This window comes from Micromonospora trifolii, from assembly GCF_022229005.1.
In the GTDB taxonomy this organism is placed as follows: Bacteria; Actinomycetota; Actinomycetes; order Mycobacteriales; family Micromonosporaceae; genus Micromonospora; species Micromonospora trifolii.
This window is the reverse complement of the sequence record NZ_JAKKFD010000027.1, coordinates 18,937-36,986: the sequence shown is the minus strand read 5'-3', so window position 1 is coordinate 36,986 and position 18,050 is coordinate 18,937. Positions and strand designations below refer to the sequence as shown.

Sequence of the window (18,050 nt, the reverse complement as noted above, 5' to 3'; positions counted from 1 at the left end):
GGGGGCCCGCGGCGGAGACCGGCGGTGGCGCGGCGACGCCGAAGCGGCTGCCGCCCGGCGGCCAGCGCGGCGGCCCGGGATGGATGAGCGCCGGCATGCCCGCCGAGAAGTCGATGAACTTCGGGCCGTCGGCCCGACGGTTGCTCGGCCGGCTGCGCTCGCACCGACTGCACCTGGCCGCGATCATCACGTTGGCAGTGGTGAGCGTCGGGTTCAGCGTGGCCGGGCCGAAGATCCTCGGCCACGCCACCGACCTGATCTTCACCGGGGTGATCGGCCGGCAACTGCCCGCCGGCACCACCGCCGAGCAGGCCGTCGCGGCGGCCCGGGCCAGCGGCAACAACAGCTTCGCCGACATGTTGGCCCGGATGGACGTGGTGCCCGGGGTGGGCATCGACTTCAGCGCGCTGAAGCGGGTGCTGCTGCTGGCGCTCGGGCTCTACCTGGCGGCGAGCCTGCTGTCCTGGTGGCAGGGTTGGCTGCTCAACGGGGTCGTCCAGCGCACAGTGCTGCGGCTGCGCGCCGAGGTGGAGGAGAAGCTCAACCGGCTGCCGCTGCCCTACTTCGACAGGCAGCCGCGCGGCGAGTTGCTCAGCCGGGTCACCAACGACATCGACAACATCTCCACCAGCCTCCAGCAGACCCTCAGCCAGTTGCTCACCTCGCTGCTGACAGTCGTCGGCGTGCTGGCGGTGATGTTCTGGATCTCGCCGGTGCTGGCCCTGGTGGCGCTGGTCGCGGTGCCGTTGTCGGTGCTGGTCACCCAGCGCATCGCCAAGCGCTCGCAGAAGCAGTTCATCGCCCAGTGGACGCACACCGGCGAGTTGAACGGCCAGATCGAGGAGGCGTACACCGGTCATGAGCTGGTGAAGGTCTTCGGCCGGCAGCGTGAGGTCGAGGCCGCGTTCCACGCGAAGAACGATGAGTTGTTCCGGGCCAGCTTCGGGGCACAGTTCGTTTCCGGGATCATCATGCCGTCGATGATGTTCATCGGAAACCTGAGCTACGTGGCGATCGCCGTGGTCGGCGGGCTGCGGGTCGCCTCCGGCACGATGAGCCTCGGCGACGTGCAGGCGTTCATCCAGTACTCCCGCCAGTTCACCCAGCCGCTCACCCAACTCGCCTCGATGGCCAACCTGCTCCAGTCCGGTGTGGCGTCGGCCGAGCGGGTCTTCGCGGTGCTCGACGCGGACGAGCAGACCCCCGACCCGGTCGAGCCGGCCCGGGTCACCGACCCGCACGGTCGGGTCGAGTTCGAGCGCGTCTCGTTCCGCTACGAGCCGGACAAGCCTCTGATCGACGACCTGTCGCTGATCGCCGAACCGGGGCACACGGTGGCCATCGTCGGCCCGACCGGCGCCGGCAAGACCACACTGGTCAACCTGGTGATGCGGTTCTACGAGCTGGACGCCGGCCGGATCACCCTCGACGGGGTGGACATCACGACGATGCGCCGCGACGACCTGCGTGGCCGGATCGGCATGGTGCTCCAGGACACCTGGCTGTTCGGCGGCACCATCCGGGACAACATCGCCTACGGGCGGCCGGACGCGACCGAGGAGGAGATCCTCGCCGCCGCCCGGGCCACCTTCGTGGACCGGTTCGTGCGCAGCCTCCCCGACGGCTACGACACAGTCATCGACGAGGAGGGCAGCAACGTCAGCGCCGGCGAGAAGCAGCTCATCACCATCGCGCGGGCGTTCCTCGCCGAGCCGTCGCTGCTGATCCTCGACGAGGCCACCAGTTCGGTGGACACCCGCACCGAGGTGTTGCTGCAACGGGCGATGGCCGCGCTGCGCTCGGACCGGACCAGCTTCGTGATCGCGCACCGGCTCTCCACCATCCGCGACGCCGACCTGATCCTGATGATGGAGAACGGTCGGATCGTCGAGCAGGGCACCCACGAGCAGTTGCTCGCCGCCCAGGGCGCGTACCACAGGCTCTACCGTTCACAGTTCACCGGAGCGGTGGTCGACGAGGAACCGGCCGCCCAACCGGCGTCGGTCTGAGGTCGGGCGGCCGTGCGCGCGAGGCGATCGGTGGGTGTGTCAGTCCGACGGCAGCAGGTCGGTCGCGCGGGCGGCGACCTGCCCGCCGATCAGGGCGAGCGCGGCGTCGGCGGGCATCGGAGCCAGGGCACGGCCGCCGCGCAGGCGCAGCGCGAGACGCCCGTCGGCCGCCTCCCGGGCACCCAGCACCCCGAGGTACGGGACGCGGCGGCGGGCCGCGTCCCGGACCCGGGCGCCCAGCGAGCCGGAGGCGTCGACCTCGACCCGCAGGCCGGCCTCGACCGCCCGTCGGGCCAGGTCGGCCGCCGCGTCGACCTGGCCGTCGTCGACCGGCAACAACACCAACTGGACGGGCGCGTACCAGGCCGGGAACGCGCCCTCGTGCACCTCGATGAGGTACGCGAACAGCCGCTCCATGCTGCCGACCAGGCTGCGGTGCACCATCACCGGCCGACGCCGGCTGCCGTCCGAGTCGGTGTACGACAGGTCGAACCGTTCCGGCTTGTCGAAGTCCAACTGGATGGTGGAGAGGGTCGACTCCCGACCGGCGGCGTCGACGATCTGAATGTCGATCTTCGGGCCGTAGAAGGCGGCCTCCCCCGGCGCCTCGACGTACTCCACCCCGGCCAGCGCCTCCCGGAGCAACTGCTCGGCGCGGGCCCACTGGGCGTCGTCGCCGACGTACTTCTCGCCCGGTCCGCGCAGCGACAGCCGGAACCCGGCCGGCCGGACACCGAGCGCGGCGTGCGCGGCACGGATCAGCCCGAGGATCTCGACGACCTCCGCGCCGACCTGCTCGGGGGCGCAGAAGGTGTGCGCGTCGTTGAGCGAGATGGCGCGTACCCGGGACAGCCCGCCGAGCACCCCGGAGCGCTCCGAGCGGTACATCCCGCCCAGCTCCGCGATCCGCAACGGCAGCTCCCGGTAGGAACGGCCCCGCGCCCGGAAGACCAACGCGTGGTGCGGGCAGAGCGCCGGCCGGAGCACGAACTCGTCGTCGGCGCTCAGCCGCATCGGCGGGAACATGTCGTCGGCGAAGTAGCCGAGATGGCCGGAGAGTTCGAAGAGTTCCCGCTTGCCCAGCGGCGGCGAGTAGACGTGCTGGTGGCCGGAGCGGCGCTCCAACTCCCGGACGTAATCCTCGACGGCGTGCCGGGCGGCGGCGCCGGCCGGCAGCCAGATCGGCAGGCCGGCGCCGGCCAGCGGATCGGAGACGAAGAGGTCCAGCTCACGGCCGAGCCTACGGTGGTCGATCATGTCGGGCTCCTGGATCGGGTACGACCCGGAGGCGACCTGGACACCGAACGCCGCGCGGCCATCCGGGGCGGATCGCCCCGGGGCCTGGTCGACTGTGATTACGTCAGAGCGGCGCCGGGGACACCCGGCGTCGTGGTCATCACTACCGCGCTGCGCATACGGCGACCGTACCCGCGCGACGTTCGGGAATGCACCCGGATTTGCGGCGGAGGGGTGGGCCGCCGGCGCGGGACCCGCCGGCGGCCCTGGCGGCCGAATCGTCAGGAACGGGGGACCCGACGGGCGTGGCCGCGCCGACAACGGTACGCCGACGAACGCCGTTCTGCCGCCCGCCTCGAACGGGTGGAACCGCCTCCGACCCCGTCACCCGGCAGCGACCGGCCTCGTTCCAACTGGATGGCCCAGTCGTGTCGACGGTCACGACGGGCCGGGGCCGTCCACCGTGACGCCGGACACGACGTCAGGCTCAAGACACCCAATCGGCCGCATCCGGCGAGGTGGCAGGCGTGCCCGAACTTCTGACTGACGTCGCGTCGCCGACGTGGGCGTACCTGGTGCTGCTCGCGCTGCTGATCGCGGACGCCTTCGTCCCGGTGATCCCCACCCAGATCGTCATGATCACCAGTGGTGCGCTCACCGTCTACGGCGGGCTCAGCCTGCCGGTCACCATCGCCGTCGGCGCGCTCGGCGTGTTCGCCGGCGACCTGGCCTGCTACCTGCTGGGGCGCAGTGCACCGGACCGGCGGCCACCCCGGCACGCCGAGCTGAGCCGCGCCCGCCGGGTGGCCAGCCGGGTCACCCAGGGGCTGCGACAACCCGGGCCGCTGGTGATCCTGCTCTGCCGGTTCGTGCCCGGCGGCCGGATGGCGGCCTGCTTCTCGGCCGGGCGTAGCCGCTACCCGTACCGCCTGTTCGTGCTCTACGAGGCCGTCGCCGCGCTGGGCTGGGCCACCTACGGTGCGCTGGTCGGGCACCTGGGCGGCACCGCACTGACCGAGTCGGCCTGGCGGCTGGCCATCATCGCCACCGCCGCGGCGGCCGGATTCGCCGCGGCCGGATGGGCGATGACAGTGGTGAGCGCTCGCCACGCCCGCGCCGCCGCCGCCGCCGCGGTTGACGTCCCCATCGACTGAGTGTCGTTGGATCTGCGGGTATAAGCTGCACTTATATTGACAGCATGTGGGACGTCAAACTTCATCCTGAGGTCGAGGAGTGGTTCCTCCACCTCTGCAAGACGGATCCCGCCAGCGCCGACCTCATCAGCGAGGCCATCGACCTCCTCGCCGAACACGGGCCGGCGCTCGGGCGTCCCCTGGTTGACCGCCTCAAAGGCAGCATCTTCCACCACATGAAGGAGTTGCGACCTGGGTCGACTGGCTCCACGGAGGTCCGCATGATCTTCGCTTTTGATCCCGTTCGAGAAGCTGTTTTTCTGGTCGCTGGCGACAAGTCGGGCCAGTGGCAGACTTGGTACAAGACGGCGGTCCCGTTGGCGGACGACCGGTTTCAGGAGCACCTCTCCAGGCTGAGGGAAACACAGAGATGACCGATGGAGCTGACTGGCAGGACGTCAAGGCGAAGGCCCGCGCGATCGATCCATCCTGGGCAGATCCGGACCGGGTCTCCCGGCGCGCTCAGCACCGTGAGCAGATGCTGGCAGCGGTCAGTGGGGCGCAGCTGGCAGAGATCCGCAAGCACCTGGGTATGACTCAGGTGCAACTGGCCGAGGCGGCGGGGCTGACGCAGGCGAGAATCAGCCAGATCGAGAATGGCGAGCAAACCAGCCTGGAATCACTCCGCGCCTACGTCACCGGCCTGGGTGGTCATCTCGACATCGTCGCCCGCATTGGGAACATCCAGCTGAACGTCGCCTGACCTGGCGAAGGTCTTCCCAACCATCGGACGTTCACGGATGCGCGGAAGCACGTCACGGCCACATGCCGGAAGGCCTCTAGGGGTGGTCCCGGGGGTTGATTTCGGTGGCTGTCCCGGATTCGGCTGGGGTGTCCGCGGCGACAGGCTGAGGCATGCCTGTTACCCGGAGTACCGGCCTGCTGGCCCTGGGCGGGATCGCCCTGGCGGCGCTGCTCACCGTGATCGGCCACCTCGAAGTCAACGACGACCTCAACCCGTGGGCGTTGACCATCAGCGACTTCGCGGTCTCCGACCGGGGCGGCGTCATCGACGTCGCCATGGTGGTGCTCGCGCTCGCCACAGTGGCGTTGCTGTACGGACTGCGCCGCGCCGGCCCACCCCGGCCGCGCTCCGGTCGAACGGCCGAGCTGCTGCTCGGCGCATGGGTGGGTGGGCTGCTGCTGGCCGCCGTGGTGCCGACGAACGAGCCGGGCAGCGCCATGACCACCGCCGCCTACCTGCACCGGTACGCGTCGGTGGTCGCCTTCCTGGCGTTGCCGGCGGCCGGTTGGTTGCTCGCCCGCCGACCCGACCTGACGCCCGCCGCCCGGACGCTACGCGCCCTCGTCCTGCTGAGCCTGGCCCTCGCGGCGGCGATGATCTGGTCCGCCTATCCCGGTGACCGGATGCTCATCGGCTTGGCCGAACGCCTTCTGATCCTCACCGAGGTCGCCGTCCTGGCCACGATAGCGATGATCCTGACCCGGCGGGTCACTCCAGCTCGTGCAGCATGAGCTGGCGGGCAGCCTCGGTGATGGAGCCGGAGAGACTCGGGTAGATGGTGATGGTCTGGGCCAGCTCGTTGACTGTGAGGTTGTTCTCCACCGCCATGGTGATGGGCAGGATCAGCTCGCTGGCCTTCGGAGCGACCACCACACCGCCGATCACCTGACCGCTGGCGGGACGGCAGAACAGCTTCACGAAACCGTCGGAGAGGTCGTCCATCTTGGCCCGGGCGTTACCGGACAGCGGCAGCATCACCTGCCGGGCCGGCACCTTGCCCGCGTCCACCTCGTCCTGCGAGACACCCACCGTGGCCAGCTCCGGGTCGGTGAAGACGTTCGCCGCGACGGTACGCAGCCGCAGCGGGCGGACCGCCTCGCCGAGGGCGTGCCACATGGCGATCCGGCCCTGCATGGCGGCGACGCTGGCCAGCAGGAGCACCCCGGTGCAGTCGCCGGCGGCGTAGATGCCGGGCACGTTGGTCCGGGAAGCCCGGTCGACTGTCAGGTAGCCGCCCCGGCCCAACTCCACCCCGTACTCGGTCAGGCCCAGGTTGGCCGTGTTGGGGATCGAACCGACGGTGATCAGCGCATGCGAGCCGGTCACCCTACGGCCGTCGGAAAGCTCCACCTCGACGCCGTTGGCGGTCCGCCGCACCGCGTCGGCCCGGGAGTTGTTGAGGATCTCCATGCCCCGGTTGCGGAACACCCGCTCGATGGCGGAGGCGGCGTCGGCGTCCTCGTGGGGCATCACCCGGTCCCGGCTGGAGACCAGTGTCACCTCGACCCCCATCGCCAGGTACGCGCTGGCGAACTCCGCGCCGGTCACGCCGGACCCGACCACGATCAGGTGCTCGGGCAGCTCCGGCAGGTCGTACACCTGTCGCCAGGTCAGGATGCGCTCGCCGTCCGGCACGGCGGTGGGCAGCTGGCGGGGCGTCGAGCCGGTGGCCACCAGCACTGTGGACGCGTCGATCGAGTACTCCTCGCCGCCGTCGGCGGGGGTGACGACGACCCGGTGGGTGTGCCCGAGGGAGTCCTCGCCGAGCCGAGCGGTGCCGGCCACGAAGGTGACCCCCGCCTTCAGCAACTTGGCGTGGATGTCCGCGGACTGCGCCAGGGCCAACCGCTTGACCCGCCCGTGCACCGCCCGCGCGTCGACGGTGACCGCCTCCAGGCCGTCCGAGTGCACCCCGAACTCCTCGGTGTCGCGGTAGCCGGTGACCACCTGCGAGCTGGCGATGAAGGTCTTCGACGGTACGCAGTCGGAGAGCACGCAGGCGCCGCCCGCGCCGTCGGCCTCCACCACAGTGACATCGGCGTCCAGCTGGGCGGCGACCAGAGCCGCCTCGTACCCGGCCGGCCCCCCACCGATGATCACGATCCGGCTCACAGCGTTCGCCCTTCGTCCATGGTCACAGTGACTTTCTTCTCCCGAGCGCATTCGACACGCACTGTCGTATTCTCCCCCACCCGTCGGCCGGGCTATCGTCATCGCCGTGCGTCATCACGCCGCCTACGGCTCAAATCTCGACCCCGCCCGGATGCGCGCCTACTGTCCGCATTCGCCGATGGTGGGCACCGGCTGGCTGGAGGGCTGGCGGCTGACCTTCGCCGGGGCGGACGTGATCGGCTGGGAGGGTGCGGTGAGCACCCTTGTCGAGTCTCCCGGTGACCGGGTCTTCGTGGCGCTCTACGACATCCACCCGTACGACGCGGGCCAGCTCGACGAGATCGAGGGAGTGACCGCCGGCACGTACCGCAAGCTGCACGTGCGCGTCTCCACCCTCGACGGCGACGTGACCGCGTGGATCTACGTCTTCAACGGGTACGAGGGTGGCCTGCCGACCTCGTGGTATCTGTCGGAGATCGCGAACGCCGCCGAGAAGGCGGGCGCCCCGGACGACTACGTCACCGAGCTGCGGGCCCGCCCCACCGGCACCGCCTCGCCGTAGCAGCGCGTATCGCACCCCTCCAGTCTGCTACCGCTGTCGACCGGAGCGCCGGGCGGGCCGGGCCGGGGTCGTCAATCACACACCGGCCGCCGGAACGGAAAGTTCGTACATGTCGGTCCACTGGGTTTCCCGCAGGCCCACCGACCGGTACAGCGACAGCGGTGCCGTCGGGTTGGTGAGGTCGACGCCCAGGCCGACCGCCTGACGCCCCTTCTCGGCGTAGCGGGCGAAGGCGCGGCGCAGCAACGCCGCACCCACCCCCTGACGCCGGTACGCGGAGAGCACCGACAGACTCTTCACCCAGCCCGACTGCTGGTCGAGCGCCTGATCCGAGGACTGCAACGCGCCGACCGGCACCCCGTCCACCTCGGCGACGAACCACTCGTCCCAGGCGGTCAGGTCGCCGATCCGGGCCCGCCACCGCTCGTACGACAGCGGCTCGTGGTCCGGGGTGTCACCGAAGGCGGCCTCGTAGATCCGGTGGAACTCCACCAGGTCGGCCTCGTCGTCCGGGCGGACCGGACGCACCGTCACGGCCGATGGCCCGGCCGGCTCGTCGGGCAGGTCGTCCAACTGCCGGCTCATCCGGACGTACCGCTTCACCAGGGCGAACCCGAGCCCGCGCAGTGTGTGTTCCCAGTCACGTTCCGGGGCGAAGACCGCGCAGCGGACGGTGAGCGACGGCAGCCCCCGCTCGGCGGCGCGCTCGGCGACCCGGTCCAGTTGGCGGAGCAGCAACGGCGCGCGGACGGCGGCGGCCCGTACCGGGTCGACGTAGACCTCCACGAACTCGCGGCCCACAGCGGTGGGGTTGTCCACGGTCGCCCAGCCGACCACCGTGTCGTCCGGGTCGATGGCCAGCCAGGAGTCCCGGGTCGGGTCGAAGTGGGGGGCGGTCAGCGACGCCGCGACGTCCTCGGCGTCGAAGTCGGGATGGCCGATGGCGAAGGTGTCGGCGGCGTGCACCACCGCGAGGATCGTCGGCACGTCGTCGAGGGTGGGCCGGCGCGTCGTCCAACCAGCGGGAAGGGTCACGGCAGGACATCCTGGCAGCCGATCCGCTGCGGCGCCGCCCATTTTCCGGCCGGCGGGAGGCTCAGCCGAGGTCGACCCGGGTGCGGTGCAGCAACTCCACCAACTCCGCGCCGTCGGCGGGGCCGAGGGCCGTGAACGCCGGCGCGGCCAGCCGGTTGGTCACCGCCTCCGCCCAGAGTCGGCGGCGCACCAGCGGCCCGATCGGCGGGTACGGCGGCGGCCAGCCACAGGCCACCGCCCCGGCCTCGCCCTCCGGCCCGGCCAGCACGGCCTCCAGCGGGGTCATTCCGGCGGCGCGTACCGCCAGCAGGTAGGCGCCGGTGAAGTGTTCCCGGAGCAGCCGCAGCCCGGCGGCGCTGCGGGCCCCGGGAGAAAGATCCGGAAGCGGCATGGCCCGCCACGCGGCGAAGAGCGGCATCGCACTCGCCTCCGCGGCCACCACGGCCCGCTCGACGAGCGCCGACAGGCGCTCGGTGCCGGGCAGGGGGCCGAGTTGCCGGGCCCCCCACCGGCAGCATTCGGCGAGGCTCGCGGCGGCCACCTCGAACGGCGCAACGACCCGCGCGGCGGCGTCCCAGCCGTCGGCGACCGCGTCCGGGGCGATGAACCCGAGGGCGGCGGCGGCCGTCTCGGCCCGCACATCGCCGAGCGCGCCGGCCCGGCCGCTGATGTAGAAGGCCCAGCCGGAAATGCCGAGCAGTCGGGCCCGACGCAACGTGGTCGGGTCCCGGCTGAAGGCGTCGCCCAGGTCGAGCACGACGGGCTTACTGGCGGCCGCTACCTGCTCCGGAGTCACTGCGGTGCCCCGCTCGGGCAACCGGGCCCGCCGACCACGACCACGTCCCGATCCGGGGCCACCCGCCGTGTACGGCCCGCACACTCGTCGTCGTCCATCGATGGTCAGTCTGCCGCGCCATCGCCCGCGTCCGCATCCCCCTCTTCGGCCGCCAGTGCCTCGACCGCCGCCTCGACCTCACCGGCGCGCCGCCGGGCCACTGTGACCGCCCGCTCGGCGGCACGCCGGGCGAGCTTGGCCCGGCTGAGGTCCTGCTCGGCGACCGCGCGCCGCCGCTCCAGCTCGGCCAGCTCGGCCTCAAGACCATCGAGTACGGCCGCACCGTCGCGCTCCTGCCCGGTCGCCTCGGTCAGCTCGGCCTCGGCCCGCTCCTGGTCGGCCTGGGCCTTCGCCAACTCCCGGTCCAGGGCGCGGCGCTGCCGGGTCCGCTCGGCTCGGGCCGCCCGCTGTGCGGCCCGTTCGGCCTGCTCGGCACGCTCGGCGGCCCGGTCCGTGCGGGGTACCGCCTCCGCACGGCCCCGCTGGGGGCCGGGTCGGCGGGCCGGGCGTTCCTCCTCACGCTCCTCGTCCTCACCGGTGACCAGCCGCAGTTGCGGCCGGGGCACCTCACCGAAGCCGGCGTAGCTGGCCGCCCGCAGCAGCCGTCCGGCCCGCACCTGCTCGGCGACCTCGACGTCGGAGAACGCCGCGTTCAGCGTCGCCTCCACCTCGGCCAGGGGCAGCCGGCTCGCCGGTGGCGCGTCCGGCTCGGCCGCGGCGAGCTTGCGCACCTCGGCGACCAGGGCGCCGACCACCGCCCGGCGCTGCGCGGACAGCTCCCGCAGTCGGGGCCCGCGCAGCTCCCGCTGGGCGACCCGCAGGGCGTCGGCGAGCTGCACCAGATCGGCGACCAGCTCCGGACGTCGGATGGAGAGCAGGTTCACCAACCAGGCTGCCACCGTCGGGCGACGCAGCCGGCCCAGTTGCCGGGCGGTGGTCGGGTCGCCGGACCGGCGGGCCTCGGCCACAGCGGCGTCCCGGGCGGCCACGAACCGGTCCGGTGGGGTGCGGTAGAGCTGCTGCACCAGCTCCGCGGAGAGGCCGGGCATCGCGGTCAGACGTCGACCCGGCTACCGGGCTCCAGTCGCTGATACTCGGTGCCGGACAGCGCGGTGTACTGCCGGTCGAGCACGCCCAGCCCGTTGTCGTTGAGCAACGCGTCGTGCAGTGCGTACGCGCGCCGCGGCGCGACCGCGCGGATGAAGTCGACCACCTCGGAGAACTTCGACCAGGGGGCGTGGATCGGCGCGAAGAGCGTGTCGACGGGTGTCTCGTCAGGCACCACCAGGGAGTCGCCCGGGTGGTAGACCACGTCGTTGATCAGGTAACCGAGGTTGTCGACCACCGGGATGTCGGGGTGGATCACGGCGTGCCTCCCCCCGTACGCGCGCACCGCCACCCCGGCGGCGGTGAACGACTCACCGACGCTGACCGGGCGCAACACGTCGGCCGAGTCGCCCAGGGCCTCGCCGAGCGAGGCGGGCCCGTGGATCGGGAACGGCTGCCGGTCGAGCTGGCGGCGCACCGCTGCCAGGTCGAGGTGGTCGGGGTGTTGGTGGGTGATCAGCACCGCGTCCGCACCGTCCAGCGCCGCAGCGGCGTCGCTGAACACACCGGGGTCGACGACGAGCACTCCCCCGTCGTGTTCCACCCGAAGGCAGGAGTGGGCGTACTTGGTGAGCCGCATCGTGACTCCTCGATTATCGAATCGTGACGTCCTCAGCGCAGTCTGCCGGAACCAGCCGGCGTGCGCGTCGCGTCCGAGCTATCGCCACACCGGTTGACGACGATGGGAGCGGGGATGGACGGACAGGTGGGACGACGCCGCGGTGCGCTGCTGGCGGCGACGACACTGGCGGCGGCCCTGGCGCTGACGGGGTGCGGCGCCGGCGACAGCGGGGCGCAGGACAGCGCGGGCACGACGGCCGAGGCGCCAGCGGCCAACGGCGGCGAGGCGGGCCGGGACGCCGCGGCGGGCGCGCCGGAGGGGGCCGGCGCCGGCGCACCGGACCTGCGGGTCGACCAGCGGGCGATCATCTACACCGGAACGATGCGGGTGCAGGTGGACGATGTGGACTCGGCGGCCCGCGAGGCCGCCGCCGTGGCCGCCCGGGCCGGCGGCTTCGTCGGTGGCGACGAGCGACGCAGTGCCGACGACGACGACGCGGTGGCGGAGCTGGAGCTACGGGTGCCGGCGGCGAAGTTCACCGACGTGGTGGAGGAGATGGCGAAACTCGGTCGGCAGCAGAGCCGGGAGATCAACACTCAGGACGTCACCGAGGAGACCGTCGACCTGGACGCCCGGATCACCAGTCAGCGGGCCCGGGTGGAGAGCGCCCGCCGGTTGCTGTCCCGGGCCACCTCGATCACCGACCTGGTGTCGCTGGAGAACGAGTTGGGCCGACGGGAGGCCGACCTGGCCTCGCTGGAGGCCAAGAAGCGACGCCTGGCCGACCTGACCGCTCTCTCCACGATCACCGTGTCGCTGGCCGGGCCGGCGGCAAAGGACACCGAGGAGGAAACCGAGACCGGCTTCCTGGTCGGGCTCAGGGGCGGCTGGAAGGCGTTCGTCGTCTCGATGACCGTCCTGCTCACGGTGCTGGGCGCGTTGCTGCCCTGGCTGGTGGCGTTCGGCGTACCGCTGGTGGTGCTGTTGGTGGTGCTGCGCCGACGGCGCACGACCCGGGCTCTGGTCGCGCCGGTCAGCGCGCCGCCGCCAGTGCCCGCAGCGCGGTCTGCACCATGACGCGGACACCGACCGGGATGGCCCGCTCGTCCACGTCGAAGCTCGCCCGGTGCAGGTCGACGTTGGGGCCGGAGCGACCCACGCCGAGCCGGGCGAGGGCACCGGGGACGTACTCCAGGTACCAGGAGAAGTCCTCGCCGCCCATGCTCTGCGGTGTCTCGGCGATCCCGTCCGGGCCGAGTGCGGCGGCCGTGGCGGCGGTCAGCACCTGGATGGCGCGGGCGTCGTTGCACACCGGCGGCCGGCCGCGCAGATATTCCAGGTCGACGGTGGCGCCGGTCGGTGCGATCACGTCCCGCACCACCTGAGCGACGATCTTGGGAGCCTGCTCCCAGGTGTCGCGGTCCATCACCCGGAGGGTGCCGGAGGCGCTCGCCTCGGACGGGATGACGTTGTAACGGGTGCCGGCCGAGGCGTGGCCGAAGACCAGCAGCAGGCCACTGTTGGCCGGCACCCGGCGGCTGACCAGGGCGGGCACCTCGGTGATCAGCCGACCGAGGGCGTCGACCATGTCCACTGTCAGGTGCGGGCGGGCGGTGTGCCCGCCCGGGCCGGAGAGTCGGACCGTCACGTTGTCGGCTGCCGCGGTGATCGGGCCGACCCGCAGGCCGACCTGGCCCACCGGCAGGTTCGGGTCGCAGTGCAGCGCGAAGATCTGCACCACGTCGTCCAGGCCGCCGGCCTCGATGACCTCCAGCGAACCGCAGGGCAGGATCTCCTCGGCCGGCTGGAAGATGAGCCGGACCCGGCCGTCCAGCTCACCGAGGTCGGCGAGCTGGGCCAGCAGCATGCCGACGCCGAGCAGGATCGAGGTGTGCACGTCGTGCCCGCAGGCGTGGCACACGCCCTCAACCGTCGACCGGTACGGGACGTCCTTGGGGTCGTCCAGCGGCAGGGCGTCGATGTCGGCGCGCAGCGCCACGACCGGGCCGTCCGGCCTGCCGTTGACGTCGCAGATCACACCGTTGCCCTTGGGCAACAGGCGCGGGGTCAGCCCGGCCAGCGACAACTCCCGGGCGATCAGCGCGGCCGTCTCGAACTCGGTGCCGGAGAGCTCAGGGTGCGAGTGGAGGTGACGGCGCGTAGCGATCAACCCCGGTGCCCGGAGCGCGAGAAGGTGGTCCAGCTCGCGGGGCAGGGGCTGGGATCCCGGCGGCGTCTCCGGCCAGGACGACGCCAGCTGGCCATTTGCGGGCAGCGTCAACGCACTCGTCACGTCGAATTCTCGATCACTAGGAATGGATGGATCATCGGGGACAGCAGACAGCCTAGACCTCCGACGGTGACGCTGCGCAACCTCGTTACGGTAATGATCGGACCGCACAGAGTCACGTATGCCCTGCTGGGGGCGCTCGTCGAGGCGAGGGACAGCAGGTAGATCACGGTCGAATGCCGTCATCAGCCCCTCACCTCCTACAACGCGTAACCGATCGCGGCGGTCACGAATCCCGGCGCCAGTCGGAGCCCCGTTGCCAAATTGTCGCATTAGTCGGGGTGATGAACTGACACTCCGACAATTAGCCGACCACACTCCGCAACGAGCCGGTTAAGGACGCTCACACGCAGCCACCCACCGTGGGCGCACAGGGTGTGCGTCCCGGCTCAACCGACCGCATACCCGCTGAGAGCGCCGGACACACCGCGCCCCGAGGCCGCCGTGGCGGCCGGGCGCTCAGAAGCGGTCGGTGGGCCGGTACAACCCCCACACCTCACGCAGCGTCCCGCAGACCTCGCCCACTGTCGCCCGGGCCCGCAGCGCCTCCTTCATCGGGTACAACACGTTGTCAGTGCCCTCGGCGGCGGCCCGAAGATCGGCGAGTGCCCGCGCCACCGCGTCGGCGTCCCGCTCGGAGCGCAGCCGGGCCAGCCGGTCGGCCTGGGCCGCCTCGATCGTCGGGTCGACCCGCAGCGGCTCGTACGGCTCCTCCTCGTCCACTGTGAACCGGTTGAGCCCGACCACCACCCGTTCCCCCGAGTCGATCTCCTGGGCGATCCGGTACGCGGACTGCTCGATCTCCCGCTTCTGGAACCCGGCCTCGATCGCGTCCACCGCCGAGCCGTGGTCGGCCACCCGCTCCATCAACTCGATGGCGGCGGCCTCGATCTCGGCGGTCATCGCCTCCACCACGTACGACCCGGCGAACGGGTCGACGGTGGCGGTCAGGTCCGTCTCGTAGGCCAGCACCTGCTGGGTACGCAGCGCGAGCCGGGCCGCCTTCTCGGTGGGCAGCGCGATCGCCTCGTCGAAGCTGTTGGTGTGCAACGACTGGGTGCCACCGAGCACGGCGGCCAACCCCTGCACCGCCACCCGAACCAGGTTCACCTCCGGCTGCTGGGCGGTGAGCTGCACGCCAGCGGTCTGGGTGTGGAACCGCAGCATCATCGACTTCGGATCCTTGGCGCCGAAGTCGTCCCGCATCAGCCGGGCCCAGATCCGCCGGGCGGCGCGGAACTTCGCCACCTCCTCCAGCAGCGTGGTGCGGGCCACGAAGAAGAACGACAACCGGGGCGCGAAGTCGTCGACGGCGAGCCCGGCGGCCAGCGCCGCCCGTACGTACTCCACCCCGTTGGCCAGGGTGAACGCGATCTCCTGCGCGGGCGTCGCGCCGGCCTCCGCCATGTGGTAGCCGGAGATGGAAATGGTGTTCCACTTCGGCACCTCGCTGCGGCAGTACGCGAACGTGTCGGCCACCAGGCGCAGCGACGGCTTCGGCGGGAAGATGTACGTCCCCCGGGCGATGTACTCCTTGAGGATGTCGTTCTGGATGGTGCCGTTGAGCGCCGCGCCCGGCACCCCGTTCTCCTCGGCGACGAGTTGGTAGAGCAGCAGCAGCACCGAGCCGGGTGCGTTGATCGTCATCGAGGTGGACACCTTGTCCAGTGGGATGTCGGCGAAGAGTAGCCGCATGTCCTCGATGGAGTCGATCGCGACGCCCACCTTGCCGACCTCGCCGTGCGCGATCGGCTCGTCGGAGTCGTAGCCCATCTGGGTCGGCAGGTCGAACGCGACCGAGAGGCCCATCGTGCCGGCCCGCAACAGCTGGTGGTACCGCGCGTTGGACTCGGTGGCGGTGCCGAAGCCGGCGTACTGGCGCATGGTCCACGGGCGGGAGGTGTACATGGTGGGGTAGACACCCCTGGTGTACGGGAACTCGCCCGGGCTGCCGAGCCGGGAGTCCAGGTCCTCCGGAAGATCGGCCTCCGTGTAGACGCCGTTGATCGGGAAACCGGACTCACTTGACCGCCGTTGGTTCATCCCCGGATGGTAGGACGCCTGGCCACGTCGTCGGGTGAGGGATACCGCACAGTGCGTCCCGACCGGTCGACACCAGGTGAACGACAGGGCACGTTCTGTCGACTTCGACAAACGTCCGCCGCGTCGGCTTTCGCATCGGGCGTCGGAACCAGCAAGATAGGGGGGTTGTGTCCCAGCCCCCCTCGATTTCCCCCGGTGGCTTTTCTGTGACTCAGATCCCGACGTGGAGCGGCGGACCAGTTAGTCCCGCCAACGGACGAGCGGCGCCCGGCACCACCATTGGTGGCCGGTACTCGCTGCGGTCCTCGGTGGGCAACGGCGGCATGGGCACGGTGTGGCGCGCCACAGACACCCTGCTGCGCCGTGACGTGGCGGTGAAGGAGGTCGTCCTGCCCCCGGGGCTGGCCCCCAGCGACCGCGACGCGATGTACGAACGCACCCTGCGCGAGGCCCGCGCCGCCGCCGCCATCCAGCACCCCGCCGTGGTGCAGGTGTACGACGTGGTCACCGAGGCCGGCCGGCCGTGGATCGTGATGGAGCTGCTGGACGCCCGCAGCCTCGCCGACATGGTGATCGAGGACGGGCCGGTCGCGCCCCGCACCGTCGCCAAGATCGGCATCGCGCTGCTCGGCGCGTTGGAGGTCGCGCACGCGATCGGCGTGCTGCACCGCGACGTCAAACCCGCAAACGTGCTGATCTGCACCGACGGGCGCTGCGTGCTGACCGACTTCGGGGTCGCCCGGATGCCCACCGACGTGCAGCTCACCACCCCCGGCATGGTGCTCGGCTCACCGCACTTCATCTCGCCCGAGCGGGCCATGGGCCAGGAGTTCGGCCCTCCCAGTGACCTGTTCTCGCTGGGCGTGACGCTCTACACCGCCGTCGAGGGGCGGCCGCCGTTCGACAAGGGCGACCCGATCGAGACCATGCACGCCGTGGTGGAGGACCCGCCCGCCCCGCCGCAGCGCAGCGGCCCGCTGACCCGGGTGCTGATGGGTCTGTTGGAGAAGGACCCGGCGCGCCGACTCGACGTGCACACCTCCCGGGCGATGCTGCGCGAGCTGCTCGCCGGCCCGCTGGGCAGCACGGCGACGGCTGTGCACTCGGTCACCGACCCGTACGCCGTGGTGCCGGTGCAGCAGCGTCCCATCCCCGTCCTCCCGCCGGCCCAGCCGGAGCCGAAGCCGGACAGCCAGATCGGTGGCCCGGCGATGCTGGCCCCGGACGAGTCCCTGACCGACCGGCTGGCCGCGCTGCGCCGGGGCGAACGTCCCCAGGCATCTCGCGCGGCCGGCGCCATCGGCGGCCTCGACGAGACCAGCGCCGACGCGTTGGCCGGTCCGCTGCACACGCCGACCGGCGCGATGCCGACCCCCGGCCGACCGGCGGCCGGGCGCACCTACGGCGGCAACGCGGACGCCACCCAGCGGGTGGACGCCGGCGGGCACCCCGACGCCACCCAGCGGGTCAGCTACGGCAGCCCGGCCGATGCCACCCAGCAGGTCGGGTACGGCGGCGGGGCACCGGAGGCCACCCAGCGTGTCGGCGGCACCTACGGCGGCGGCAACCAGTGGTCGGTGCCGGGCACCGGCCAGCCCTGGGCGACCGCGCCCGCCGCTTCGGCCGGCAGCCCGATGGACAAGGTCCGGGCCACCGGTGGTCAGCTCGTCACCACTGTCAAGGGCTGGCCGCGCAAGGTGCAGCTCGCCGCGGCCGGCGGTCTGGTCGTCGTGTTGCTGCTCACCGCCGTGGCGCTCTCCGGCGGCGACGACGCACCGCCGAGCACCCCGGCCGCGCAGCCCACCACGTCGTCCGCCCCGGTGGCTCCCACTGTCGAGATGCAGGAGCACACGGCGCGCGGAATCCAGGTCATGGTGCCGAAGGGCTGGAAGAAGGCCACCGGCCCTTCGTACACCGACTACGTCGACCCGACGGACAGCGGCCGCAAGGTCCGCATCATCACCGAGAAGTGGAGCAGCAGCTCCACCCGGTGGGCCGAGACGGCCGAGAACGGCCTCAAGACCCGGAGCACCTCCTGCGTCAAGCCGTACAACCAGATCGCCTCCACCGAGACGGAGCTGGCCAGCAAGCCGGCAGCGGAATTCGAGTACACCTGCGGTGAGGGTGACGCGATGCGGCACGGCGTCTGGCGGGGCGTGGCGCAGGACGGCAAGGCGTACTCGTTCTACCTCACCGCCACTGACTCCAAGTTCGCGGAGAGCAAGCCGATCTTCGACGAGATGACGCGGACGTTCCAGCTCACCGGAAACGGCTGAGCCGGAGGGAACCCACAGGGGTGATCCGCCGCCGTGCTATCAAGG

16 protein-coding genes are annotated in these 18,050 nt (G+C 71.6%); 8 read left to right on the top strand and 8 right to left on the bottom strand.

All coding sequences use genetic code 11. The features are described 5' to 3' along the window. Positions 1-83 precede the first annotated feature (83 nt). Complete coding sequence (locus NIE79_RS18095) at positions 84-2,009, top strand: ABC transporter ATP-binding protein (protein ID WP_372471649.1); 1,926 nt, start codon at positions 84-86, stop codon at positions 2,007-2,009. A gap of 39 nt (positions 2,010-2,048) precedes the next feature. Here the strand turns inward: NIE79_RS18095 and thrS are convergent, their stop codons facing one another. Beyond that, the gene (gene thrS, locus NIE79_RS18090) at positions 2,049-3,266 is read right to left on the bottom strand and encodes a threonine--tRNA ligase (protein WP_238679689.1); all 1,218 of its coding nucleotides are present in this window, start codon (positions 3,264-3,266) and stop codon (positions 2,049-2,051) included. Positions 3,267-3,772: 506 nt separating this feature from the next. Between thrS and NIE79_RS18085 the strand changes: the two genes are divergently transcribed. The 4 genes from NIE79_RS18085 to NIE79_RS18070 all read left to right on the top strand — a co-directional run bounded on the left by NIE79_RS18085 (position 3,773) and on the right by NIE79_RS18070 (position 5,914). Then, positions 3,773-4,399, top strand: coding sequence for a DedA family protein (locus NIE79_RS18085; protein WP_238679688.1), 627 nt, complete (start codon positions 3,773-3,775; stop codon positions 4,397-4,399). 44 nt (positions 4,400-4,443) lie between these two features. After that, a complete protein-coding gene (locus tag NIE79_RS18080) occupies positions 4,444-4,812 on the top strand; it encodes a type II toxin-antitoxin system RelE/ParE family toxin (RefSeq protein WP_238679687.1) in 369 nt (122 codons plus the stop codon). Continuing rightward, complete coding sequence (locus NIE79_RS18075) at positions 4,809-5,141, top strand: helix-turn-helix domain-containing protein (RefSeq protein WP_238679686.1); 333 nt, start codon at positions 4,809-4,811, stop codon at positions 5,139-5,141. Before NIE79_RS18080 ends, NIE79_RS18075 begins: the two co-directional genes overlap by 4 nt. A 152-nt stretch (positions 5,142-5,293) precedes the next feature. Then, a complete protein-coding gene (locus NIE79_RS18070) occupies positions 5,294-5,914 on the top strand; it encodes a DUF998 domain-containing protein (RefSeq protein ID WP_238679685.1) in 621 nt (206 codons plus the stop codon). Here NIE79_RS18070 and NIE79_RS18065 read toward each other — a convergent pair. Further along, positions 5,892-7,295: an NAD(P)H-quinone dehydrogenase gene (locus tag NIE79_RS18065; protein ID WP_238679684.1), complete on the bottom strand. Its 1,404-nt coding sequence runs from the start codon at positions 7,293-7,295 to the stop codon at positions 5,892-5,894. The genes NIE79_RS18070 and NIE79_RS18065 overlap by 23 nt on opposite strands. 106 nt (positions 7,296-7,401) lie before the next feature. Between NIE79_RS18065 and NIE79_RS18060 the strand changes: the two genes are divergently transcribed. Continuing rightward, the gene (locus NIE79_RS18060) at positions 7,402-7,857 is read left to right on the top strand and encodes a gamma-glutamylcyclotransferase family protein (protein WP_091394460.1); all 456 of its coding nucleotides are present in this window, start codon (positions 7,402-7,404) and stop codon (positions 7,855-7,857) included. Positions 7,858-7,932: 75 nt separating this feature from the next. Here the strand turns inward: NIE79_RS18060 and NIE79_RS18055 are convergent, their stop codons facing one another. From NIE79_RS18055 to NIE79_RS18040, 4 genes are all read right to left on the bottom strand, one after another. Next, a complete protein-coding gene (locus NIE79_RS18055; protein ID WP_238679683.1) occupies positions 7,933-8,892 on the bottom strand; it encodes a GNAT family N-acetyltransferase in 960 nt (319 codons plus the stop codon). 61 nt (positions 8,893-8,953) lie between these two features. After that, complete coding sequence (locus NIE79_RS18050; RefSeq protein ID WP_238679682.1) at positions 8,954-9,688, bottom strand: SCO6745 family protein; 735 nt, start codon at positions 9,686-9,688, stop codon at positions 8,954-8,956. 104 nt (positions 9,689-9,792) lie between these two features. Continuing rightward, entirely contained in the window at positions 9,793-10,776 is a 984-nt protein-coding gene (locus tag NIE79_RS18045) for a hypothetical protein (protein WP_238679681.1), read from the bottom strand. A gap of 5 nt (positions 10,777-10,781) precedes the next feature. After that, entirely contained in the window at positions 10,782-11,414 is a 633-nt protein-coding gene (locus NIE79_RS18040) for an MBL fold metallo-hydrolase (protein WP_238679680.1), read from the bottom strand. A 93-nt stretch (positions 11,415-11,507) separates the two neighbouring features. On the opposite strand from NIE79_RS18040, the gene NIE79_RS18035 reads away from it, so the two are divergent. Continuing rightward, positions 11,508-12,473 (top strand): DUF4349 domain-containing protein, encoded by a 966-nt coding sequence (locus NIE79_RS18035; RefSeq protein ID WP_238679679.1) that lies wholly within the window; start codon positions 11,508-11,510, stop codon positions 12,471-12,473. On the opposite strand, the gene NIE79_RS18030 is transcribed toward NIE79_RS18035, so the two are convergent. After that, on the bottom strand, positions 12,430-13,689 hold the full coding sequence (locus NIE79_RS18030) for an amidohydrolase (RefSeq protein ID WP_238679678.1): 1,260 nt from the start codon (positions 13,687-13,689) through the stop codon (positions 12,430-12,432). The genes NIE79_RS18035 and NIE79_RS18030 overlap by 44 nt on opposite strands. A 456-nt stretch (positions 13,690-14,145) precedes the next feature. Next, a complete protein-coding gene (locus NIE79_RS18025) occupies positions 14,146-15,729 on the bottom strand; it encodes an acyl-CoA mutase large subunit family protein (RefSeq protein WP_238679677.1) in 1,584 nt (527 codons plus the stop codon). A 206-nt stretch (positions 15,730-15,935) separates the two neighbouring features. Here NIE79_RS18025 and NIE79_RS18020 point away from each other — a divergent pair, with 206 nt between their 5' ends. Continuing rightward, positions 15,936-18,005, top strand: a complete 2,070-nt coding sequence (locus tag NIE79_RS18020; RefSeq protein WP_238679676.1) for a serine/threonine-protein kinase — start codon at positions 15,936-15,938, stop codon at positions 18,003-18,005. Positions 18,006-18,050 lie beyond the last annotated feature (45 nt).